This is a genomic window from Amycolatopsis thermalba (assembly GCF_023376025.1).
Classification (GTDB): Bacteria; Actinomycetota; Actinomycetes; order Mycobacteriales; family Pseudonocardiaceae; genus Amycolatopsis_E; species Amycolatopsis_E thermalba.
This window is the reverse complement of the sequence record NZ_CP091196.1, coordinates 7,193,793-7,213,426: the sequence shown is the minus strand read 5'-3', so window position 1 is coordinate 7,213,426 and position 19,634 is coordinate 7,193,793. Positions and strand designations below refer to the sequence as shown.

Here is a 19,634-nt window from a genome sequence, read left to right as displayed (position 1 = left end):
TGAACCCGAACGTGCCGGAACGCGTCATAAGTGTCGGTGCGGTGCGTTAACCTGTGCGAACGAGGGTGACGCGCCGCGATGCGGTACGGACGTGGGGTAGGGAGAACTGATGGGGAGCTACGCGGACGCCGCGGCGTTCCGGAACGCCGCTGTCAACGGCCAGCTGGGGGTCGACCCGGATGCCGCGCAGGCGGTTCTGAAGAAGATCCGCCTCGGCAAGGACCAGGTGGAGAACCTGCTGCGCAACGCCGGGGCACTGGCCGAACCGCCGAAGCTGGGCAACAACCCGGTGGGCAACGCCATCGCCGCGAAGTTCGTGCAGCGCGCCGACGGGGGCGGCGAGTCGTACGCGACCGCGCTGCGCAACCTCTACAACCAGTACCAGCAGGCCGAGGACGCCATCGTCGCGGCGATGAGCCACTACGACAAGATCGAGCAGGCCGCCGAGGACGCGCTGGCGTCCGGGCGTCAGGTCTGAATCCGGGGGGACGATGACGATGACTTCTCCGAGCAGCGAGCCCAGAGGCGAGGCCGTCCAGCTGGGCGACAACGGCGAGTCCGCCGCGCTGGTGCAGCAGGCGCGCAACAGCGCGGGCGGGTTCACCTACGGCGGCGACCGCGCCATCGGCAGCCCGCCGAACTGGGCCTCGCAGGAGAGCAACCAGCTCTACCTCGGCGCCACCCAGAACAACGACCCGGCCACGGCCGAGGCCACCGGGCGGCAGTGGCAGTCGCACGGCGAGAGCCTGCACCAGGCGGCCGACGACCTGTACAACGCGATCACCGAGCTGGGCAACGCGTGGATCGGCCAGGGCGCCGGCTCCGCGCAGGGCGCGCTGGTCGGCATCGCGAACTCCAGCAAGCAGGCCGGCGACGCGGCGCACACCATGTCCCACCGCATGGCGCAGCAGGCCGCCGCGGCCGCCGAGGTCAAGAAGATGCCGGCGCCGAAGGAGTTCGACCCGGCCAAGCAGACGGCGGCGATGCTCGCCGGCGGCCCGGCCGCGATGGTCGCCGACATGAAGGTGCAGGCCGACGAGGCCCGCGCCGTGCACGCGCAGCAGGTCCAGTACTTCAACGCCTACACCCAGGCGATGTCCGAGGTCGACAGCGCGACCCCGAGCTTCGGCCCGGAGTCGCTCGGCCTGCCCGCGGACGGCCGCTTCGGCAGCACCTCGGCGCAGTCCGTCGGCGCCGGTTCCGGCGCGGTGCCGGGCGGTCTCGGTTCGGTCGGGATCGGCCCGGTCGGCGGTGTCACCGCCGGGCTCCCGGGCGGCGGCACGGGTGCCTTCGCCGCCGGTGGGCAGCCCGGTGGCGCCCCGGGGCCGCACGGTGTCCCCGCGCCTCCGGCGCAGGCGCCCGGCGCGGTCTCCGGTGCCGGTCAGGCCGCGGCGCCGACCTCGTCCGGCGGCGGCGGTTCGGCGGCGCTGGGTGCGGCGGTCGGCCTGGGCGCCGCGGGTCTGGCCGCGGTGGGCGGCAAGGCCGCGCTCGGCCGGGGCAGCAAGTCCGGCGCCAAGGAGCGCCCGGCCGGCGACGAGACGGCGGCCAGTTCCGACCAGTCGCAGCAGGCCCACGGCGCCGCGCAGCAGCAGGCCCAGCAGAGCCTGATGAGCACCAGTGGCACCATCGGCGGGGCGGGCACCCCGCCGCCCGCCTCGGGCATGGGCGGCGGCATGGGGGCCGGCGGCGCGCAGGGTGCGGAGGACGAGGAGCACACCAGGGCTTCCTTCCTCGTCGAGGCCGACCCGGACGAGGCGTTCGGCGCCAACGTGGCGACCGCGCCGCCGGTCATCGGGGCCTGGAACGACGAGGACGACCGCTGATCCGGCGCAACCGCGCGAACCCGGAAAGAGGGACTTGATGGTGCGAGCGGAGCTGCTCACTCCGCTGGAACTGGACTTCCTGTGGGAGTCTTTCGGAGCAGGTGAACTGCCGTACCCGCTGGAGGTGCGCTCGCACGGCGCGACGATGGACGAGCGCGCCCAGCTGCGGCGGCAGACCCTGGACCGGCTGGCCGCGCGCGGCGCGGCCGACGGCCGGGGCCGGCCCGCGCCGCACGTCGAGGAGTTCTTCGAGGTGCTGTCGGGGTCGGAGACCAGCCTGGACAGCGTGCACATCACCGCGCCCGACGCGCGTCCGCTGCTCGCCGTGGCGGCGGCGCTCGCCGGGCGCGGTGTGCTCGCGGTGCACGACGACCGGGGCTTCCACTTCCAGCCGATGCCTGCGGACGGTCTCGCGAGCGCCATCGTGTCGCTGCTGCCCGCCGCGCCGCGGGGCACCGAGAAGTCGATCACCGTGCCGCTCGAGCAGCTGATGACGGCCACCGGGGCCGACTTCCTGCAGCGCCGCACCGCGGGCGGCGACCGCACCGGCGCCGACGACGATCGCAAGGCGCTGGCCCGGCTGCAGGCCCAGCCGCGCCTGCGTGGCGGGCAGATCGGCGCCAACGCCCGCAGCCGCAGCGGCGCGAAGACCAGGCCACCGGTGCTGAGCTGGTTCGACACCGACAGCGGCCGCTACTTCACGCAGGCCAGCCGAGGCCACGACGGACGCGACTGGATCACCATCGCCCCCGCCGACGCACCGACCCTGAGGCACCGCCTCGGCGAGATGCTGGCCCGCGCCGCCGGTGAGACCCTGACGCCGGGAGGTGCGTGGTGAACCGCTTCGCGCTGGCTGGGTTCGGGCGTGGGTGGCTGGCCGTCGCGTCCGGTGAGATCTCGACCCTGGAGAGCGCCTGGTGAACCGCCCCGAGTTCTTCACCCCGATGACCTTCGACTTCCTCTGGGAGGCGGTCGGCATCGGCGAGCTGCCCTACCCGCTGCAGGTCCGCTCGCACGGCGCGACCATGGACGAGCGCGCGAAGCTCCGCCAGCAGGCCCACGAGGAGTTGAAGGCCCGCGGCCTGCGCGACCACTACGGCCGCCTGGAACCGCGGGTCGAGGACTGGTTCCGGGTGCTCTCGCAGCCGACCACCAGCATCGACGCCGTGCACATCCCGGACTTCCAGGTGCCGCCCGTTTCGATCCTCGCGGCCACCGACGGCACGCTGGGCGTGGTGGCGATCCAGGACGCCGACGGCATCTGGATCCGGCCCGCCTTCCCCGAGGGGCTGGCCTCGACGGTCGTCGACCTGCTGCCACCGGGCACGCGCGGCACCGAGGCTTCCATCACACTTCCGGTCGACGAGGCACTGCGGATCCAGCCGGCCCGGGCGGCGGTCCCGGTCGGCGGCGACGCGAAACCACGGCGCCGGTCGCTGTCCGAGGGCTCGTCGGACCCGCGCGAGGCCTACGCCCGGCTCGCCGGCCAGCCCCGGCTGCGCGGCGGTCAGCTCGCCGCGAACAGCCGCTCCGAGGTGAGCGGTCGTCGCAGGTCACCCGTGCTGGGCTGGTTCGACACGGCCACCGGCCGGTACCTGAGCCTGTCCCGGCCGGGCGCCGACGGGCGCGAGTGGGTGACGGTGTCCTCGGCGGACGCGAAAACGCTGCGGACCAGGCTCGGCGAGATGGTGGCGAGCGTCACATCCGACCCGGGCTACTGACCCGGACCGCCCCGGGGAACCCGAACGCGACACCGGCCGTTGACCTGCTTGAGACTCGTGCAGGTGCCCATGTCGGCCGGACTGTACCCTGGATGGACGGGGTGTTCCTCGCACACCGCAAGTTGTTGTCTACACCGTGACGGCGGATGTGACATCTACCGCCTAGCCAGGGAGGGTCGAGGCCGAACGGCCGAGGCATATGGACCGGAAGCGCCTGCTCAGGAACCCGCTGCTGTGGATCGTCGCGGTTGTGTTGATCTTCCTCGCGGTCAACACCCTTTTCGACAGCGACCGTGGTTATACCCAGGTCCCCACTTCACAGGCGATTGCCCAGATCAACGGCAACAACGTGAAGGAAGCCAACCTGGAGGACAAGGAGCAGCAGCTCAAGCTGTCGCTCACGAACAAGATCGACGTCGACGGCCAGCAGGTCGACCAGATCATCACCTCGTTCCCGTCCCAAGGGGCGCGACCGATCTACGACCTGTTGATCGACAAGCAGAACGTCAAGTTCAACACCACGGTCACGCAACAGGGCTTCTTCACGCAGATCCTGTACTACATCATCCCGCTCGGCCTGCTGCTCCTGCTGCTGATGTGGATGATGAACAACGCCCAGGGCGGCGGCAACCGCGTCCTCAACTTCGGCAAGTCCAAGGCCAAGCAGCTGAACAAGGACATGCCGAAGACGACGTTCGCCGACGTGGCAGGTGCCGACGAGGCGGTCGAAGAGCTCTACGAGATCAAGGACTTCCTGCAGAACCCGGCCCGCTACCAGGCGCTGGGCGCGAAGATCCCGAAGGGCGTGCTGCTCTACGGCCCGCCCGGCACCGGTAAGACGCTGCTCGCGCGAGCCGTCGCCGGTGAGGCCGGCGTGCCGTTCTACACGATCTCCGGTTCGGACTTCGTCGAGATGTTCGTCGGTGTCGGCGCCTCCCGGGTCCGCGACCTGTTCGAGCAGGCCAAGCAGAACGCCCCGTGCATCATCTTCGTCGACGAGATCGACGCGGTCGGCCGCCAGCGCGGCGCCGGCCTCGGCGGCGGTCACGACGAGCGCGAGCAGACGCTGAACCAGCTGCTCGTCGAGATGGACGGCTTCGACTCGCGCGGCGGCATCATCCTGATCGCCGCCACCAACCGCCCGGACATCCTGGACCCCGCGCTGCTGCGCCCGGGCCGCTTCGACCGGCAGATCCCGGTGTCCGCGCCGGACCTGGCCGGCCGCCGCGCCATCCTCGAGGTGCACTCGAAGGGCAAGCCGCTGGCCCAGGGCGTCGACCTGAACGCGCTGGCCAAGCGCACCGTGGGCATGTCCGGTGCCGACCTGGCCAACGTCATCAACGAGGCCGCGCTGCTCACCGCCCGCCAGAACGGGCACGTGATCACCGACGCCGCGCTGGAGGAGTCGGTCGACCGGGTCATCGGCGGCCCGGCCCGCAAGAGCCGGATCATCTCCGAGCAGGAGAAGAAGATCACCGCCTACCACGAGGGCGGGCACGCGCTGGCCGCGTGGGCGATGCCGGACCTGGAGCCGGTCTACAAGCTGACCATCCTGCCGCGCGGCCGGACCGGTGGGCACGCGCTGGTCGTCCCCGAGGACGACAAGCAGCTGATGACCCGCTCCGAGATGATCGCCCGGCTGGTGTTCGCGATGGGTGGCCGCACGGCCGAGGAGCTGGTGTTCCACGAGCCGACCACCGGTGCGTCCTCCGACATCGAGCAGGCGACCAAGATCGCCAAGGCGATGGTCATGGAGTACGGCATGAGCGCCCGCCTGGGTGCCGTGAAGTACGGCCAGGACCAGGGCGACCCGTTCCTGGGCCGCTCCGCCGGGCGCCAGGCGGACTACTCGCTCGAGGTCGCGCACGAGATCGACGAAGAGGTCCGCAAGCTCATCGAGACCGCGCACACCGAGGCGTGGGAGGTGCTCAACACCTACCGCGACGTGCTCGACGAACTCGTGGTGGAGCTCCTGGAGAAGGAGACGCTGACCCGCAAGGACCTCGAGCGGATCTTCGCCACCGTGGAGAAGCGGCCGCACATCACCGTGTTCAACGAATTCGGTGAGCGCACCCCGTCGGACAAGCCGCCGGTCAAGACCCCGGGTGAGCTGGCGATGGAACGCGGCGAGCCGTGGCCTCCGCCGGAGAAGAAGCCGGCGCCGCGCCAGGTGCCGACCCCGGTCGGCACCGCGCCGGGCGGCAGCGACCTGCCCGGTGGCCCGCCGTACAGCCAGCCGGAACCGCCGTCGAACCCGTACGCGCCCCCCTCGGGCGGGAACTACCCGCCGCCGCCCAACGGTGGCGGCCGCCCGTACGGGCCGAACGGCACCGGCCAGTGGCCGCAGCCCTACAACGGGGGCAACCAGTCCGGCCCGCCGAACTACGGTGCGCCTCCGGGCTGGACCCCGGCGACCCAGCCGGGTGGCCAGACGCCGTGGCGCCCGAACCAGAGCGAGCAGCCGCGGCAGGGTGACTGGTTCGGTGGCTCCGAGGAGGGCCAGGGCCAGCACCGGCGGAATTCCGACGAGCAGGACGGTCAAGATCGACAGTGAGCTGACGCCCGAGGAAGGACCGGTCTTCGATCAGGCGCGCGCCGAGAAAGCGGTGCGTGAACTGCTGGAAGCCGTGGGCGAGAACCCGGACCGGGAGGGCCTTCGGGACACCCCGGCCCGGGTGGCCCGTGCCTACCGGGAGATGTTCGCCGGGCTGTACACGGACCCGGCGGAGGTGCTTTCGCGCACCTTCGACGAGTCGCACGAAGAGATGGTGCTGGTCACCGACATCCCGATGTACAGCACGTGCGAGCACCACCTGGTGCCCTTCCACGGCGTCGCCCACGTCGGCTACATCCCGAACAGCCACGGCAAGGTCACCGGCCTGTCGAAGCTGGCCCGGCTGGTCGACCTCTACGCCAAGCGCCCGCAGGTGCAGGAGCGGCTGACCTCGCAGATCGCCGACGCGCTGGTGCGCAAGCTGGAGCCGCGCGGCGTGATCGTCGTGGTCGAAGCCGAGCACCTGTGCATGTCGATGCGCGGCATCCGCAAGCCGGGCGCGCGCACCACCACGTCGGCGGTGCGCGGCATGCTGCAGACGTCGGCGACCTCCCGGGCGGAGGCACTGGAACTGATCAAGGGCCGTCGATGACCACCGGGGTGCCGGACCGCTGTCTGGTGATGGGCGTCCTGAACGTCACGCCGGACTCGTTCTCCGACGGCGGCCGGTACCTCGACCTGGACGCGGCGCTGGCCCACGCGCACGAGATGTGGAAGCGCGGCGCGGACATCATCGACGTCGGCGGCGAGTCCACGCGTCCCGGCTCGTCGCGGGTGGACGCGGAGACCGAGATCGCCCGCATGCTGCCCGTCGTGCGCACGCTGGCGGCCGACGGCCTGCGGCTCTCGGTGGACACCACGCGTGCGGCGGTCGCCGAAGCGGCGCTCGACGCGGGGGCGGAGATCATCAACGACGTGTCCGGTGGCCTGGCCGATCCGGACATGGCGAAAGTGGCCGCGACCAGCCAGGCGCCGTGGGTGCTGATGCACTGGCGCGGGCACAGCAAGGACATGAACGCGCTCGCGAAGTACGACGACGTGGTCGCGGACGTTCAGCGCGAGCTGCGGGGGCGGATCGACGCGGCGCTGGCCGCCGGCGTCGCGCCGGAGAAGATCGTCATCGACCCGGGCCTGGGGTTCGCGAAGCGCGCCGAGCACGACTGGGCGCTGCTGAACGGGCTCGAAGCGTTCCTCGACATGGGGTTCCCGGTGCTGGTCGGGGCTTCGCGCAAGCGGTTCCTGGGCAGCCTGCTGGCGGACGCCGACGGCTCGCCGCGCCCGCCGGACGGCCGGGAGGACGCGACGGCGGCGGTGTCCGCGATCGCCGCGGTCAAGGGGGCGTGGGGCGTGCGGGTGCACAACGTGGGTTCGTCGCTGGACGCCGTCGCGGTCGCCGCGGCGTGGAGGCGTGGGCGTGCCTGACCGGATCACGCTCACCGGGCTGCGCGTGTTCGGGCGGCACGGGGTGTTCGAGCACGAGAAGCGGGACGGGCAGGAGTTCGTCGTCGACATCGTGGCGTGGCTGGACCTCGCGCCCGCCGCCGCATCGGACGATCTGACGCAGACCCTGCACTACGGCGAGCTGGCGCAACTGGCGGCCGACATCGTCGGCGGCGAGCCGTACGACCTGATCGAGAGCGTCGCGGGCCGGATCGCCGACGAGGTGCTCGAGGATGCGCGGTTGTCCGCGGTCGAGGTGACCGTGCACAAGCCGTCCGCGCCGATTCCGTTGACCTTCGCCGACGTCGCCGTGACCGTGCACCGGGAGCGCGCGTGAGGGCGGTCCTGTCGCTGGGCTCCAACCTGGGCGACCGGTTGGCGTACCTGAAGTCCGTGGTGGACTCCCTGGGCTCCGCGGTGGTCGCGGTGTCCAGTGTGTACGAAACGGCGCCGTGGGGCGTCGAGGACCAGCCGGACTTTCTGAACGCCGTGTGCATTGTGGACGATCCGGCGCGGGACGAGTGGGCCTGGCTGCGGGCGGGCCAGGAGCTGGAACGCCGGGCCGGCCGCGTGCGCGAGCTCCGGTGGGGCCCGCGCACGCTGGACGTGGACGTGGTGACGGTGGACGGAGTGCGCTCGGACGATCCGGAGCTGCTGCTGCCGCACCCGGGCACCCCCGAGCGCGCCAGCGTGCTGATCCCGTGGCTGGAGATCGATCCCGACGCGGTGCTGCCGGGCCACGGCCCGATCGCCGAGCTGTTGCGGGCTCGCCCCGATTCGGACCGTGCCTCGGTGAACCGCCTGTACCCCTTCCCCCGCTGACCCCGGGTCAGGCGCGGAGCGCCGCCGTCAGCCACTCCACGGCGGGGACCCGCGTCGGCACCTCCGGCCAGCCGTTCATGATCGCCATCAACTGCCAGTACCGCTCGGCCCGGTGATCGGTCCCGACGGCGATCCGGTCCGCCACCGAATTCCGGAACGCGGGATCATCCGGATCCTGCCCCTCCGGCGCCCACACCCGGGCGATGTCGTCGGCCAGCGCGCGGCCCTCCGCCGAGTCCGGCGACAGCCCGGCCTTTAGCGCCTGGTGTGCCCGCTCGCTCCACTCGATCCACTCCGCCTGCGCCGGTACGGTCGCCTCGCCGGCCCGGAGGTCGTCGGCGTGCCGTTCGCTCATCCGCCGGGTCACCGCGCGGAACCGCGGATCCTGGATCAGCTCGGCGAACTCGATCCACGCCTCCAGCTGCTCGGGCGACGGATCGTCGGGCAGTTCGGGCTTCGCCGCCCGCATCCGCTCGTAGAACTCGGCGTCGACGGGCAGGCCCTCGGTCACCTCCTGCCAGAACTCGTCGAGCAGACGGGCCCGCTCCTCGTCGGACATCGTCGCCAGCCTGGTCATCAGCTTCACTTCCGCCAGCTCGGATTCGCGTTTCACGACCGCACGCAGGACCGCGCGCCGCAGCCGCAGCCTGCGGATCTGCTCGTCGAGCGCGTCGATGTGCCGCCGGGCCAGCCGGGGGACGCTCGTCTCCCGCGCCAGCACCGCCGACACGTCGACCAGCCCCAGACCGAGCTCGCGCAACGTCTTGATCAGTTCGAGCCGGGCCATGGCCGTGACGTCGTAGAGCCGGTAGCCGGAACTCGTGCGGTCGGCGGGCGGGAGCAGCCCCTCGTCGGCGTAGAACCGGATGGTCTTGACCGGCAACCCGGTCCGCCGGCTCAGCTCGCCGATGGTGAACGTCCCGTCCGCGCGTCCCATGCTCAACCCTCCGGCCAGTGGAGAGTCAACTGTGCCACGATCACCTGGGTACCGTGGCGGTATGCACTTCACCCGGCCCCGTGAACTGGTGATCGCCGGGCTGATCGGGCTCGTCGTGGCGTACCTGCTGTTCCGGTTCGCCTACGGGGACCTGCCCCGCGTGCCGCGCCCGGTCGGCATCACGCTGTTCCTGCTCGCGGTGATCGAAGTCGCACTGGCGTTCACGATGCGGTCCCGGGTCCGGTCCGGCCGGCTCGTCAACGCGGTCTCGGCGGCGCGCACGGTCGCGCTCGCGAAGGCCTCCTCGCTCCTCGGCGCGATCATGCTCGGCGCGTGGGCCGGGATCGCCGGCGCGCTGATCCCGCGGGCGTCGGAGCTGGCCGCGGCGTCGAGCGACCTCCGCAGCGTCGCGATCGGGGCGGTGTGCGCGGCGATGTTGATCGCCGCGGCGCTGTGGCTGGAGCACTGCTGCCGCACCCCCGAGGACGACGAAAGTGATCCCGATCATCACCCGACCGGTTAACGCGGGGAACCGACCGCTCGAAGTACCAACTAGGTCTCAGACGCATAACTAGCGGGTACGGTGTTGGTCATGACTGGCGAGGGTGACGAGACGCGCGGCCGCGTCGTGGACAGGCCGTGGTTTCTCATCGGCCTCGTCCTCGCGGTCGGCGCCACGATTCCGCTGGTACTGGCCGACGACATCCGCTACGTGCGGCTGGGCATCGTCGCCGCGTTGTGGGCGGCGCTGATCGGCGCCTTCCTCGCCGTGCGCTACCGCCGCCAGGCGACGACCACAGAGGAGGCCGTCGCGCAGGCGCAGGAGGTCTACGAGCTGGAGCTCGAACGGGAGATCGCCGCGCGGCGCGAGTTCGAGCTGGAGGTCGAAGCCGAGACGCGGCAACGGATCGAGTCCGAGTCCCGCAGCGAACTGGACGCGCTGCGCTCGGAAATCGCGTCGCTGCGGGACAACCTGCAGAGCCTCTTCGGTGGCGAGGTGCTGCTGGAGCGCGTCGCGCTGACCGCGCAGGCGACCCGGATGCGGGCGCTGCGCGAGGAGCAGCGGGTCGTCGAGTCCGGCACGAGCCAGCCCCCGCAGCTCACCGCCGCGAAGAAGCGGGAGATCACCGACCGGCCGACCGAGTTCATCGAGCGGGTGCGGGAGAAGGAGCCGGTGCGTTCCGGTGGCCGCCCGAGCGCGCCGGAGCCGCGGCGGCCCGAGGTGTCGATGGACCTGCCCGTCCGCCGGGTCGCGGGCGCCGAGCCGGTGGACCCGGAGCGCACGCGGGTCCAGCCGGCGGCGAAGAAGCCGCAGGCCCGCCCGGTCGAACCGAGCCGTCCCGCGCCCAGCCGTCCCGAGCGGGTGCGCCCGGCCAACGCGACGGCGCCCGTCAAGCGTGAGCCGCCGCGGGCCGAGCAACCGACGCAGGTGGCGAAGGCCGTCGACGCGGACCGGACGCCGCGCGCCGAACGCTCCGCGACGGACCTGTCCGCCGCGTTCCCGACGCGCGTGACGCGACCGGTGCAGCCCGAGCCGCCGCGTGCGGAGCCGGTGGCCGCGGTGCCGGAGGACCATCCGGTGGTCAACGAGACGTTGCCGGTCGAGGTCCGGCGGCTGGCGCAGCAGGGCAGGCCGGGGGGCCGTCGCCGCCGCGCGGAGGAGGACGAAGCGCCTGCCGGCCGTCGTCGCCGCGCGGCGGACGAGGCGGGCGCGCCGATGCCGGAAGCCGAGGAGGCGCCGGGCCGGCGTGCGCCGGATGCCGATGAAGCGCTACCGAGGCTGTCGGCAGCCGAGACACCCGGGGGCCGCCGCTCGGCGGGTGCCGCGGTGACTGGGGACGACGAGCCGACGGGTGGGCGCTCGGCCGCGGGTGCCGCGGTCACCGGCCGTCGGTCGGCTGATTCGAGTGGGTACCGGTCCGCCGCCGCGATCTCCGGGCGCCGCTCGGCCGAGGCGACCGGCGCGGCCGAGGCCACCGGCCGCCGCCACCGCCCCGATGACGAGCCACGGACCAGCGCGAGCACCGGCCGCCGCGCGAAGCCCGAGCCGGAGGCCCCTCGCGGCCGCCGCGCCGCCGTGGAGGAGGACACCGGATCCCACTCGGCGGGCCGCTCCGTGAGCGAACTGCTGGCAGCCAACGGCAAATCGGCGACCCCACGACGACGCCGCCGCGCCGAGGACTGACGCGGGAGCCAGCGGGGCGGGTCGTTCGGTGAGCGAGCTGCTGGCGGGTAACGGGGATGCCCCGCCGCGCCGAGGACTGACGCGGTAGTCACCGGGGCAGGCGGGTCGTTCGGTGAGCGAACTGCTGGCGGGCAACGGGGATGCCCGCCGCGCCGAGGACTGACGCGGTAGTCACCAGGGCAGGGAGATTCCGGCGCGCGAGGCCGCCACACCGTTGTCGCGGTCGTGGCTCCCGGGGGACCAGCACCGGCCGCAGGGCAGTGGGTTGATGCCTCGGCCACCGTGCCGGCCAACAGCCCACCGGAGCGGGGGCGAGGTGGGGCCCGCCCGCTGAACCCGTCACCGTAAAGTGCCGGGCTGTGACGGCACCCCCTCGCAGGCTCACCGTGCTCCTGCCCGTGCTCGGCCTCGTCGTCCTGGCCGTGTGCGGGCTGACCGTCCTCGGCCTGGTCACCGTGCAGATCGGGCCCGTCGCGGTGGCCATCGGCGTCGCCGCGGCGCTCGTTCCCGTCGCGGTCGTCGTGGCGACCATCCTGTGGGCCGACCGCTGGGAGCCGGAGCCCGCGAAGCTCCTCCTCGTCGCCTTCTGCTGGGGTGCCTGCGTCGCCGCGATCACCGCCCTGCTGATCAACAACACCGCCGAAACCGTGGGCGACCTGCTCCTCGGCGAGGGCAGCGGCAGCAAGCTGTCCGCGCTCCTGTCCGCCCCGCTCGTCGAGGAGGCCGCGAAGGCCTCGTTCGTGCTCGCGATCCTCCTCCGCCGCGCCGACGAGTTCGACGGGATCATCGACGGTGTCGTCTACGCGGGCTTCACCGCCGCAGGCTTCGCGTTCACCGAGAACATCTACTACTTCGGCCGCGCCTTCGCCGACTACGGCTTCGGCGACGCCACCAGCACCGGCGTGATCGCCGCGTTCGTGCTGCGCGGCGTGATGTCACCGTTCACGCACCCGCTGTTCGCCGCCATCACCGGCATCGGCCTCGGTTACGCTGCCCGCGCCGACAACCGCACCGTCAAGGTCCTCGCCCCGCTCGGCGCCTACCTCGCCGCCGTCCTGCTGCACGCCCTGTGGAACGGCGCGGCCGTCCTCGGCGGCGCCCAGACGTTCCTCAACGTCTACTTCCTGATCATGGTGCCGATGTTCGTCGCGGTCGTGATGCTCGTCCTCCTGCAGCGCCGCCGCGAGCAACGCATCGTCACCGCCGCCCTGCCCGCCATGGTCCAGGCGCGGCTGATCGCGCCGTCGGAGGTCGAGCTGCTGTCCACGCTCGCCGGCCGCCGCGAGTGGCGCCGCCAGGCCCGCCGGCAGTCCGGGCGGGACGCGGCGAAGGCCGTCGCCCGCTACCAGGCCAGCGTGACCGAACTCGCGTTCCTGCGCCGCCGCCGGGCGACCCCGGACCACGAGAAGCGCAAGCGGGAACTGCTCGCCGCGCTGTGCTCGTCCCGCGCCGACGCGGTCCGGCTGGCGGGTGAAGGCAGTCATACCGGGTAAACCGGGTCGGGTGAAGCTGGTCACCTGCCGCCGACCCGGGGCGTTTCCGCGAGCTACCCTCGCCCCGTCGTCCGGTACCCGCGCCAGGAGCGGGACTGGAACGAGCCGAGGAGTTCTGCTGCCATGAGCGTCCACAGGGGCACGCCGTGAGTCGTCCCGCCAGGCTCGGCGTCGGGGTGATCTCCGCCGGCCGCGTGGGCAGCGTCGTCGGCGCCGCGCTGGCCCGGTCCGGGCACGCCGTGGTCGCCGCGTCCGGTATTTCCGCCGCCTCCCAGGCCCGCGCCGAGCGCATGCTGCCCGGTGTCCCGCTGAAACCGCCGGACGAGGTCGCCGCGGCCGCCGACCTCGTGCTGCTGGCCGTGCCCGACGACGAACTCGCCGGCCTGGTCCGCGGCCTGGCCGCCACCGGGTCCTGGCGTCCCGGCCAGATCGTCATCCACACCTCCGGCGCGCACGGCCTCGACGTGCTGGCCCCGGCCGCCGAAGCCGGTGCGCTGCCGCTGGCCCTGCACCCGGTCATGACCTTCACCGGCCGCTCCGAGGACCTGGACCGGCTGACCGCGTGCAGCGTCGGCGTCACCGCCGCGGCCGGCGACGAGGCCGCGTGGAGCGTCGGGGAGGCGCTGACCGTCGAGATGGGCGCGGAACCGGTGCGCGTGCCGGAAGCCGCCCGTGCGCTGTACCACGCGGCGCTCGCGCACGGCGCCAACCACCTGATCACGCTCGTCGAGGACTGCGCGGACCTGTTGCGCGGCGCGGGAATCGGCAACGCCGAGCGCATGCTGGGCCCGCTGTTGTCGGCGGCGCTGGACAACGCGCTGCGGCACGGTGACCGGGCGCTGACCGGTCCGGTCGCCCGCGGCGACACCGGTACGCTGCGCAAGCACCTCGGCGTGCTCGAAGCCACCGAGCCCGCGATCGTGCCCGCCTACACCTCGCTCGCCCGGCGCACCGCGCAGCGAGCCGAAGCGGCCGGCCTGCTCGACGCCGGTGCCGCCGCCGAGATCACCGAACTCCTCGAAAGGCCGGAACACCCGTGACCACACCGAAATTCAGCCGCGGGCAGCTGAACACCTACCAGACGCCCGGCGACGTCCACCGGGTCACCGCGGCGCTGCGCTCGGTGGGCCGCAAGGTCGCGCTGGTGCCGACCATGGGCGCGCTGCACGCCGGCCACCGCGAGCTGATCCGCCGCGCCAAGCGGCTGCCGAACACCGTCGTCGCCGTCTCGATCTTCGTGAACCCGCTGCAGTTCGGTGAGGGCGAGGACTTCGACGCCTACCCGCGGCCGCTGGAGCGGGACCTGGAGATCCTCGCCGAGGACGGCGTCGAGATCGCGTTCGTGCCCAAGGTCGGCGACCTCTACGCCGAGGGCCACGCGGTGACCCTGCACCCCGGCCCGCTCGGCGACGAGCTGGAGGGCGCGCACCGCCCCGGCCACTTCGCCGGCGTGCTGACGGTGGTGGCGAAGCTGTTCCACATCGTCACGCCCGACTACGCGTTCTTCGGGGAGAAGGACTACCAGCAGCTGGTCCTGATCAAGCGGATGGTGCGCGACCTGAACCTGGACGTCCGCGTGATCGGGGTGCCGACGGTCCGGGAGGCCGACGGACTGGCGCTGTCCTCGCGCAACGTCTACCTCACGCCGGAACAGCGGGAATCGGCGGTGGTGCTGTCCGCGGCGCTGGCGGCGGGCGGGCACGCCGGTCCGAACGGCGCGGAGGCGGTCCTCGCGGCGGCGCGCGAGACGCTGGCCGCTCGTCCCGAGGTCGACGTCGATTACCTCGAATTGCGGGGAACCGATCTCGGTCCCGCACCCGTCGATGGGGAAGCACGGTTGCTGATCGCCGCCCGCGTGGGGCGGACCCGGCTGATCGACAACGTCCCGGTGGTGCTGGGCGCGTCGGAGGAAGAGAGATAACCATGTACCGCACGATGCTGAAGTCGAAGATCCATCGCGCGACGGTCACCCAGGCCAACCTGCACTACGTCGGGTCGGTCACGATCGACGAGACGCTGATGGAGGCGGCCGACCTGCTGCCCGGCGAGCAGGTGTCCATTGTGGACGTCACGAACGGCGCGCGGCTGGAGACCTACGTCATCCCCGGCGAGCGGGACAGCGGCGTGATCGGGATCAACGGCGCGGCCGCGCACCTGGTGCACCCGGGCGACCTGGTCATCCTGATCTCCTACGGGCAGATGGACAACGCCGAAGCGGCCACCTACCAGCCGCGGATCGTGTTCGTCGACGACGAGAACCGGATCAAGCACGCCGGCAGCGACCCCGGCCACGCGCCGGCCGGGTCGGGTCTGGTGAGCGGCAGCATCCCGATCGCGTCGCCGGACCGGGAGAACCCGTTCCCGGTCGCCGAGACCGTCGACGCGGCGCGCCTGGACGCACTGCTGCACGCCGAGAGCTGACGCAGGTGCTCCTGACGATCGACGTCGGCAACACGAACATCGTGCTCGGCCTGTACGAGGGCCGGGGGGACGCGGCCAAGCTCGTCGGCGACTGGCGGATGCGGACCGACGCGCAGATGACCGCCGACGAGCTGGCGCTGACCATGCGCGGCCTGCTCGGCGAGCACGCCGACGCGATCACCGGGATCAGCGCGCTGTCGACCGTGCCCGCGGTGCTGCGTGAGATGCGGGTCATGCTCGCGCGCTACTACGCGCGGGTGCCGAAGGTCGTCGTCGAGCCCGGCGTGCGCACCGGCGTCCCGCTGCTGGTCGACAACCCGCGCGAGGTGGGCGCGGACCGGCTGGTGAACACGCTGGCCGCGCACCACCTGTACCGCACGGCGTGCGTGGTCGTGGACTTCGGCACCTCGACCAACGTCGACGTCATCTCCGCGAAGGGCGAGTTCCTCGGCGGCGCGTTCGCGCCGGGCATCGAGATCTCGGTCGACGCGCTGGCCTCGCGCGCGGCGGCGCTGCGCAAGGTCGAGCTGGTCCGGCCGCGGTCGGTGATCGGCAAGAATACCGTGGAGTGCCTGCAGTCCGGCATCGTGTTCGGGTTCGCCGGTCAGGTCGACGGCCTGGTGCGGCGGATCGTGCGGGAGCTGACCGCGCGCACGCACGAGCCGGTCACGGTGCTCGCCACCGGCGGCCTGGCGCCGCTGGTGATCGGCGAGTCGGAGACGATCACCGAGCACGTGCCCGACCTGACGCTGCTGGGCCTGCGCCTGGCCTTCGAACGCCAGGCGCGTTAGCGGCGGACCGCGCGCAGCACGGTCGTCACCAGCGGCAGGTCGAATTCGCCCCCGGCGGTGTCCGGGTGGGTGCGGAGGAATTCCAGCAGCTGCTCCCGCGTCCGCGCGCGCTCGCCGGCCTCGGCGACGATGAGGCGGGAATGCGTGGAGATCGTTTCGACCAGGCTTTCGGGCGTGCGGCGGTGCGCGTGCCGGAAAGTCGTCTCCTCGAACGGACCGAACGCCGGGTGGTCGCCCCAGATCGGCCACCCACCGGGCGCCGGACGAAACCGGCGACGCGCGCCATTTCGGCGACCCACGGCACGGAATCGTCGTTGCCGTTCCACAGCCCGGCCACCACGCCGCCCGGGCGCAGCACGCGGGCGATCTCGGTGAGCGCGGCGTCGACGTCGAACCAGTGGAACGCCTGGCCGGCCGGCACCGGCACTCCGCTCATCGGAGGGTGTGCGGGCGCGTATGCCGAACACTGCCCGGCTTACCTGCTCGACGCGCTGCGCACCGGATGCGCCGCTTTCAAGCTGCCGAGGTGATCGATCTGCAGACCGGCTCCGCGAAGCTGTTCCAGAGCTCACGCTCCGCCGATGAGGTGGCTTCGCTCACTCGCGCGATGCCATCGGTGAACATCCGCAGGTCGATACAGGTAATCCGGTTGGCCTAGTCGGAACGGCCTTGAATACCCTGTCCGCATGACGGATTCCCCCTCCCCGGAGCGCCCGGTGCCCGCTGACGACCTGCCCGAGCAAATGCGGGTCCGTCGGGCCAAGCGCGACCGGCTGCTCGCGGAGGGCGTGGAGCCGTACCCGGTGGAAGTGCCGCGCACCCACACGCTCGCCGAGGTGCGTGCGGCCCACCCGGACCTGCCCGCCGACACGGCCACCGGCGACGTCGTCGGCGTGACCGGTCGCGTCATGTTCTCGCGCATCGGGGGGAAGCTGTGCTTCGCGACGCTGCGCGAGGGCGACGGCACGGAACTGCAGGCGATGATCAGCCTCGCGAACGTCGGTGCAGAGGCGCTGGCCGCCTGGAAGTCCGACGTCGACCTCGGTGACCACGTGTACGTCCACGGTGAGGTCATCACCTCCAAGCGCGGCGAGCTGTCGATCATGGCCGACGAATGGCGCATGGCCGCGAAGTCGCTGCGCCCGCTGCCGGTCGCGCACAAGGAGCTGGCCGAGGAGACGCGCGTCCGCCAGCGTTACGTCGACCTGATCCTGCGCCCGCAGGCGCGCGACGTGGTGCGGACGCGGGCGTCGGTGGTCCGCTCGCTGCGGGATTCGTTCCACCGCCGCGGTTTCACCGAGGTGGAAACGCCGATGCTGCAGACGCTCCACGGTGGTGCGTCGGCCCGGCCGTTCGTCACCCATTCGAACGCGTTCGACATCGATCTGTATCTGCGGATCGCCCCGGAGCTGTTCCTCAAGCGGTGCGTGGTCGGCGGGATCGAGAAGGTCTTCGAGATCAACCGCAACTTCCGCAACGAGGGCAGCGACTCCTCGCATTCGCCGGAATTCGCCATGCTGGAGTACTACGAGGCCTACGCCACCTACGACACCAACGCGGCGATGACGCGCGAGCTGATCCAGGAAGCCGCGCAGGCCGTTTTCGGTGGCCTGGAGGTCACGCTCGCCGACGGCACGCCGTACGACCTGTCCGGTGAATGGACCTCGCTGAGCATGTACGACTCGTTGTCGGACGCGCTGGGCGAAGAAGTGACGCCGGAAACGTCGGTCGAGAAGCTGCGGGGGTTCGCCTCGGCGCGCGGGCTGGAGGTCGACCCGAAACTCGGCCACGGCAAGCTGGTCGAGGAACTGTGGGAGCACCTCGTCGGCGACCACCTGCACGAGCCGACTTTCGTGCGGGATTTCCCGATCGAGACCTCGCCGCTCACCCGCCAGCACCGGACCAAGCCCGGCGTGGCCGAGAAGTGGGACCTCTACGTCCGCGGATTCGAGCTGGCCACCGGATACTCCGAGCTGGTCGACCCGGTGATCGAGCGGGAAAGATTGCTGGATCAGGCCCGGCAGGCCGCGGCAGGCGATAGCGAAGCGATGCGCCTCGATGAGGATTTCCTGCGCGCGCTCGAGTACGGAATGCCACCGAGTGGTGGCGTGGGAATGGGCATCGATCGCTTGCTGATGGCCCTGACCGGCCTGGGCATCCGCGAGACCATCCTCTTCCCCCTGGTGCGCCCCGAATAGCAGGCAGGAACTGGTCACGGTATCGGTAACGTGATTTGCGTGCGGCCCTGATTCCGGGTATTAATGTCCTAGTCAATGGCTTCTGGTCAGGGCGCCTGCCCCTGCCCGATCATTCGTGGCTGGCCTAAAACAGGAGGAAACACATGGCACAGAAGGTGCTGGTGTCGCTCATCGACGACATCGACGGCTCGGAGGCGGACGAGACCGTCGAGTTCGGACTGGACGGCATCTCGTACCAGATCGACCTGTCGGCGGAAAACGCCGAGGAACTCCGTGACGCGCTGGCCCAGTACGTCGAGCACGCGCGGCGTGCCGGTGGCCGCAAGCGGGGCACGGCGGGTCGCCAGCCGGCGGGCAAGGTGGCGGGCCGTTCCGCCTCGGTCGACCGCGAGCAGAACCAGGCCATCCGGGCCTGGGCGCGCAAGAACGGGTACCAGGTTTCCGACCGCGGGCGTATCCCGTCCGAGGTCGTGGAGGCCTACCACAAGAAGAACTGAGCACAGTTCGGGTAAAGAGGGGCGTGGAAGGGCCGCCGGGGATTCCCGGCGGCTTTTTTCATTGCGCGACAGGTTGAACACGGTTCTGTCCGCCCGGTCATTCGCGAGCGGCTGTCGCTTTTGTTCAAGACGGCGGCGCCGCCATTCGGCTGAATGGAGGCATGACAGACCTTCGACCGATGCTGGAGCGGGCCGCGCGCGAGTTCACCGCGCTGCTGCGCGCCATCGAACCCGGACAACTGGACAACCGGACGCCGTGCGCCGAATACGACGTGCGGGGCCTGCTCAACCACCTGCTCTATTGGGGGCCGTGGATGGCGGCGGCGCTGCGGCGCGAACCGGCGCCCACGGTCGCCGCCGGGGAGCGAGACACCGATCTCACGCAGGGTGACTGGCTGAGCGAGCTGTGCACGCTTGTGGATGGAATTGTGGATGCCTGTGGACGGCCGGGGGCGCTGGAGGGCACCACGAAGTTCGGCGGTTCGGAGATGCCGGCGCCGATGATCGCCGAAATGGTGCTCACCGAATGGGTGGTGCACGGATGGGACCTCGCCCGCGCAACGGGCCACCCGCTGACCGTGGACCCGGCGACGGCGGAGGCGCTGTTCACCTCCGCGCAGGCGACGGCCGAGCAGGCGCGGGAGATGAAGGTCTTCGGACCGGAGGTGCCGTGCGCCGCGGACGCGCCGACGCTGGACCGGCTGCTGGCCCTGACGGGCCGCGATCCGGGGTGGCGCGAACCTCAGCGGTAG

Annotated in this window: 21 protein-coding genes and 1 pseudogene; 19 read left to right on the top strand and 3 right to left on the bottom strand. The window is 71.8% G+C overall.

Annotated elements, in window-relative coordinates; translation table 11 throughout:
* Window positions 1-109 precede the first annotated feature (109 nt).
* From L1857_RS34940 to folK, 9 genes are all read left to right on the top strand, one after another.
* A complete protein-coding gene (locus tag L1857_RS34940) occupies window positions 110-478 on the top strand; it encodes a hypothetical protein (protein ID WP_020422650.1) in 369 nt (122 codons plus the stop codon).
* Window positions 479-497: 19 nt separating this feature from the next.
* On the top strand, window positions 498-1,823 hold the full coding sequence (locus L1857_RS34935; RefSeq protein WP_094005620.1) for a hypothetical protein: 1,326 nt from the start codon (window positions 498-500) through the stop codon (window positions 1,821-1,823).
* 37 nt (window positions 1,824-1,860) lie between these two features.
* Window positions 1,861-2,661 carry an ESX secretion-associated protein EspG gene (locus L1857_RS34930; RefSeq protein ID WP_094005621.1) on the top strand — a complete coding sequence of 267 codons (801 nt, stop codon included), beginning with the start codon at window positions 1,861-1,863 and terminating at the stop codon, window positions 2,659-2,661.
* A 79-nt stretch (window positions 2,662-2,740) separates the two neighbouring features.
* The gene (locus L1857_RS34925; RefSeq protein ID WP_094005622.1) at window positions 2,741-3,544 is read left to right on the top strand and encodes an ESX secretion-associated protein EspG; all 804 of its coding nucleotides are present in this window, start codon (window positions 2,741-2,743) and stop codon (window positions 3,542-3,544) included.
* 199 nt (window positions 3,545-3,743) lie between these two features.
* A complete protein-coding gene (gene ftsH, locus L1857_RS34920) occupies window positions 3,744-6,098 on the top strand; it encodes an ATP-dependent zinc metalloprotease FtsH (protein WP_094005623.1) in 2,355 nt (784 codons plus the stop codon).
* Window positions 6,088-6,690 (top strand): GTP cyclohydrolase I FolE, encoded by a 603-nt coding sequence (gene folE / locus L1857_RS34915; RefSeq protein WP_198958236.1) that lies wholly within the window; start codon window positions 6,088-6,090, stop codon window positions 6,688-6,690. The genes ftsH and folE overlap by 11 nt, the downstream gene beginning before the upstream one ends.
* Window positions 6,687-7,520, top strand: coding sequence for a dihydropteroate synthase (gene folP / locus L1857_RS34910; protein ID WP_116110213.1), 834 nt, complete (start codon window positions 6,687-6,689; stop codon window positions 7,518-7,520). Before folE ends, folP begins: the two co-directional genes overlap by 4 nt.
* Window positions 7,513-7,875 carry a dihydroneopterin aldolase gene (gene folB / locus L1857_RS34905; protein WP_116110243.1) on the top strand — a complete coding sequence of 121 codons (363 nt, stop codon included), beginning with the start codon at window positions 7,513-7,515 and terminating at the stop codon, window positions 7,873-7,875. The genes folP and folB overlap by 8 nt, the downstream gene beginning before the upstream one ends.
* Window positions 7,872-8,360 (top strand): 2-amino-4-hydroxy-6-hydroxymethyldihydropteridine diphosphokinase, encoded by a 489-nt coding sequence (gene folK / locus L1857_RS34900; protein WP_094005625.1) that lies wholly within the window; start codon window positions 7,872-7,874, stop codon window positions 8,358-8,360. The genes folB and folK overlap by 4 nt, the downstream gene beginning before the upstream one ends.
* 7 nt (window positions 8,361-8,367) lie before the next feature.
* Here the strand turns inward: folK and L1857_RS34895 are convergent, their stop codons facing one another.
* Window positions 8,368-9,297, bottom strand: coding sequence for a helix-turn-helix domain-containing protein (locus L1857_RS34895; protein WP_116110214.1), 930 nt, complete (start codon window positions 9,295-9,297; stop codon window positions 8,368-8,370).
* A 61-nt stretch (window positions 9,298-9,358) separates the two neighbouring features.
* Here L1857_RS34895 and L1857_RS34890 point away from each other — a divergent pair, with 61 nt between their 5' ends.
* The 7 genes from L1857_RS34890 to L1857_RS34860 all read left to right on the top strand — a co-directional run bounded on the left by L1857_RS34890 (window position 9,359) and on the right by L1857_RS34860 (window position 16,187).
* Complete coding sequence (locus tag L1857_RS34890) at window positions 9,359-9,820, top strand: DUF3180 domain-containing protein (RefSeq protein WP_094005627.1); 462 nt, start codon at window positions 9,359-9,361, stop codon at window positions 9,818-9,820.
* A 69-nt stretch (window positions 9,821-9,889) separates the two neighbouring features.
* The gene (locus tag L1857_RS34885) at window positions 9,890-11,482 is read left to right on the top strand and encodes a DUF6779 domain-containing protein (protein ID WP_116110215.1); all 1,593 of its coding nucleotides are present in this window, start codon (window positions 9,890-9,892) and stop codon (window positions 11,480-11,482) included.
* 386 nt (window positions 11,483-11,868) lie between these two features.
* A complete protein-coding gene (locus L1857_RS34880; RefSeq protein ID WP_094005629.1) occupies window positions 11,869-12,975 on the top strand; it encodes a PrsW family intramembrane metalloprotease in 1,107 nt (368 codons plus the stop codon).
* Window positions 12,976-13,070: 95 nt separating this feature from the next.
* Entirely contained in the window at window positions 13,071-14,015 is a 945-nt protein-coding gene (locus L1857_RS34875) for a Rossmann-like and DUF2520 domain-containing protein (RefSeq protein ID WP_429728466.1), read from the top strand.
* Window positions 14,012-14,896 carry a pantoate--beta-alanine ligase gene (panC, locus tag L1857_RS34870; RefSeq protein WP_094005631.1) on the top strand — a complete coding sequence of 295 codons (885 nt, stop codon included), beginning with the start codon at window positions 14,012-14,014 and terminating at the stop codon, window positions 14,894-14,896. Before L1857_RS34875 ends, panC begins: the two co-directional genes overlap by 4 nt.
* 2 nt (window positions 14,897-14,898) lie before the next feature.
* Window positions 14,899-15,396, top strand: coding sequence for an aspartate 1-decarboxylase (gene panD / locus L1857_RS34865; RefSeq protein ID WP_094005632.1), 498 nt, complete (start codon window positions 14,899-14,901; stop codon window positions 15,394-15,396).
* Window positions 15,397-15,401: 5 nt separating this feature from the next.
* The gene (locus L1857_RS34860; RefSeq protein ID WP_094005633.1) at window positions 15,402-16,187 is read left to right on the top strand and encodes a type III pantothenate kinase; all 786 of its coding nucleotides are present in this window, start codon (window positions 15,402-15,404) and stop codon (window positions 16,185-16,187) included.
* Here L1857_RS34860 and L1857_RS34855 read toward each other — a convergent pair.
* Both L1857_RS34855 and L1857_RS35635 read right to left on the bottom strand, forming a co-directional pair.
* Window positions 16,184-16,486, bottom strand: a complete 303-nt coding sequence (locus tag L1857_RS34855) for a hypothetical protein (protein WP_240323127.1) — start codon at window positions 16,484-16,486, stop codon at window positions 16,184-16,186. The genes L1857_RS34860 and L1857_RS34855 overlap by 4 nt on opposite strands.
* Window positions 16,487-16,557: 71 nt before the next feature.
* Window positions 16,558-16,623 (bottom strand): annotated as a pseudogene (locus L1857_RS35635) (hypothetical protein); the annotation flags it as partial.
* Between the two features lie 250 nt (window positions 16,624-16,873).
* On the opposite strand from L1857_RS35635, the gene lysS reads away from it, so the two are divergent.
* The 3 genes from lysS to L1857_RS34835 all read left to right on the top strand — a co-directional run bounded on the left by lysS (window position 16,874) and on the right by L1857_RS34835 (window position 19,634).
* Entirely contained in the window at window positions 16,874-18,385 is a 1,512-nt protein-coding gene (gene lysS, locus L1857_RS34845) for a lysine--tRNA ligase (protein WP_094005634.1), read from the top strand.
* Between the two features lie 143 nt (window positions 18,386-18,528).
* Entirely contained in the window at window positions 18,529-18,882 is a 354-nt protein-coding gene (locus L1857_RS34840) for a histone-like nucleoid-structuring protein Lsr2 (RefSeq protein WP_017985420.1), read from the top strand.
* 161 nt (window positions 18,883-19,043) lie between these two features.
* Complete coding sequence (locus L1857_RS34835) at window positions 19,044-19,634, top strand: TIGR03086 family metal-binding protein (protein WP_240323128.1); 591 nt, start codon at window positions 19,044-19,046, stop codon at window positions 19,632-19,634.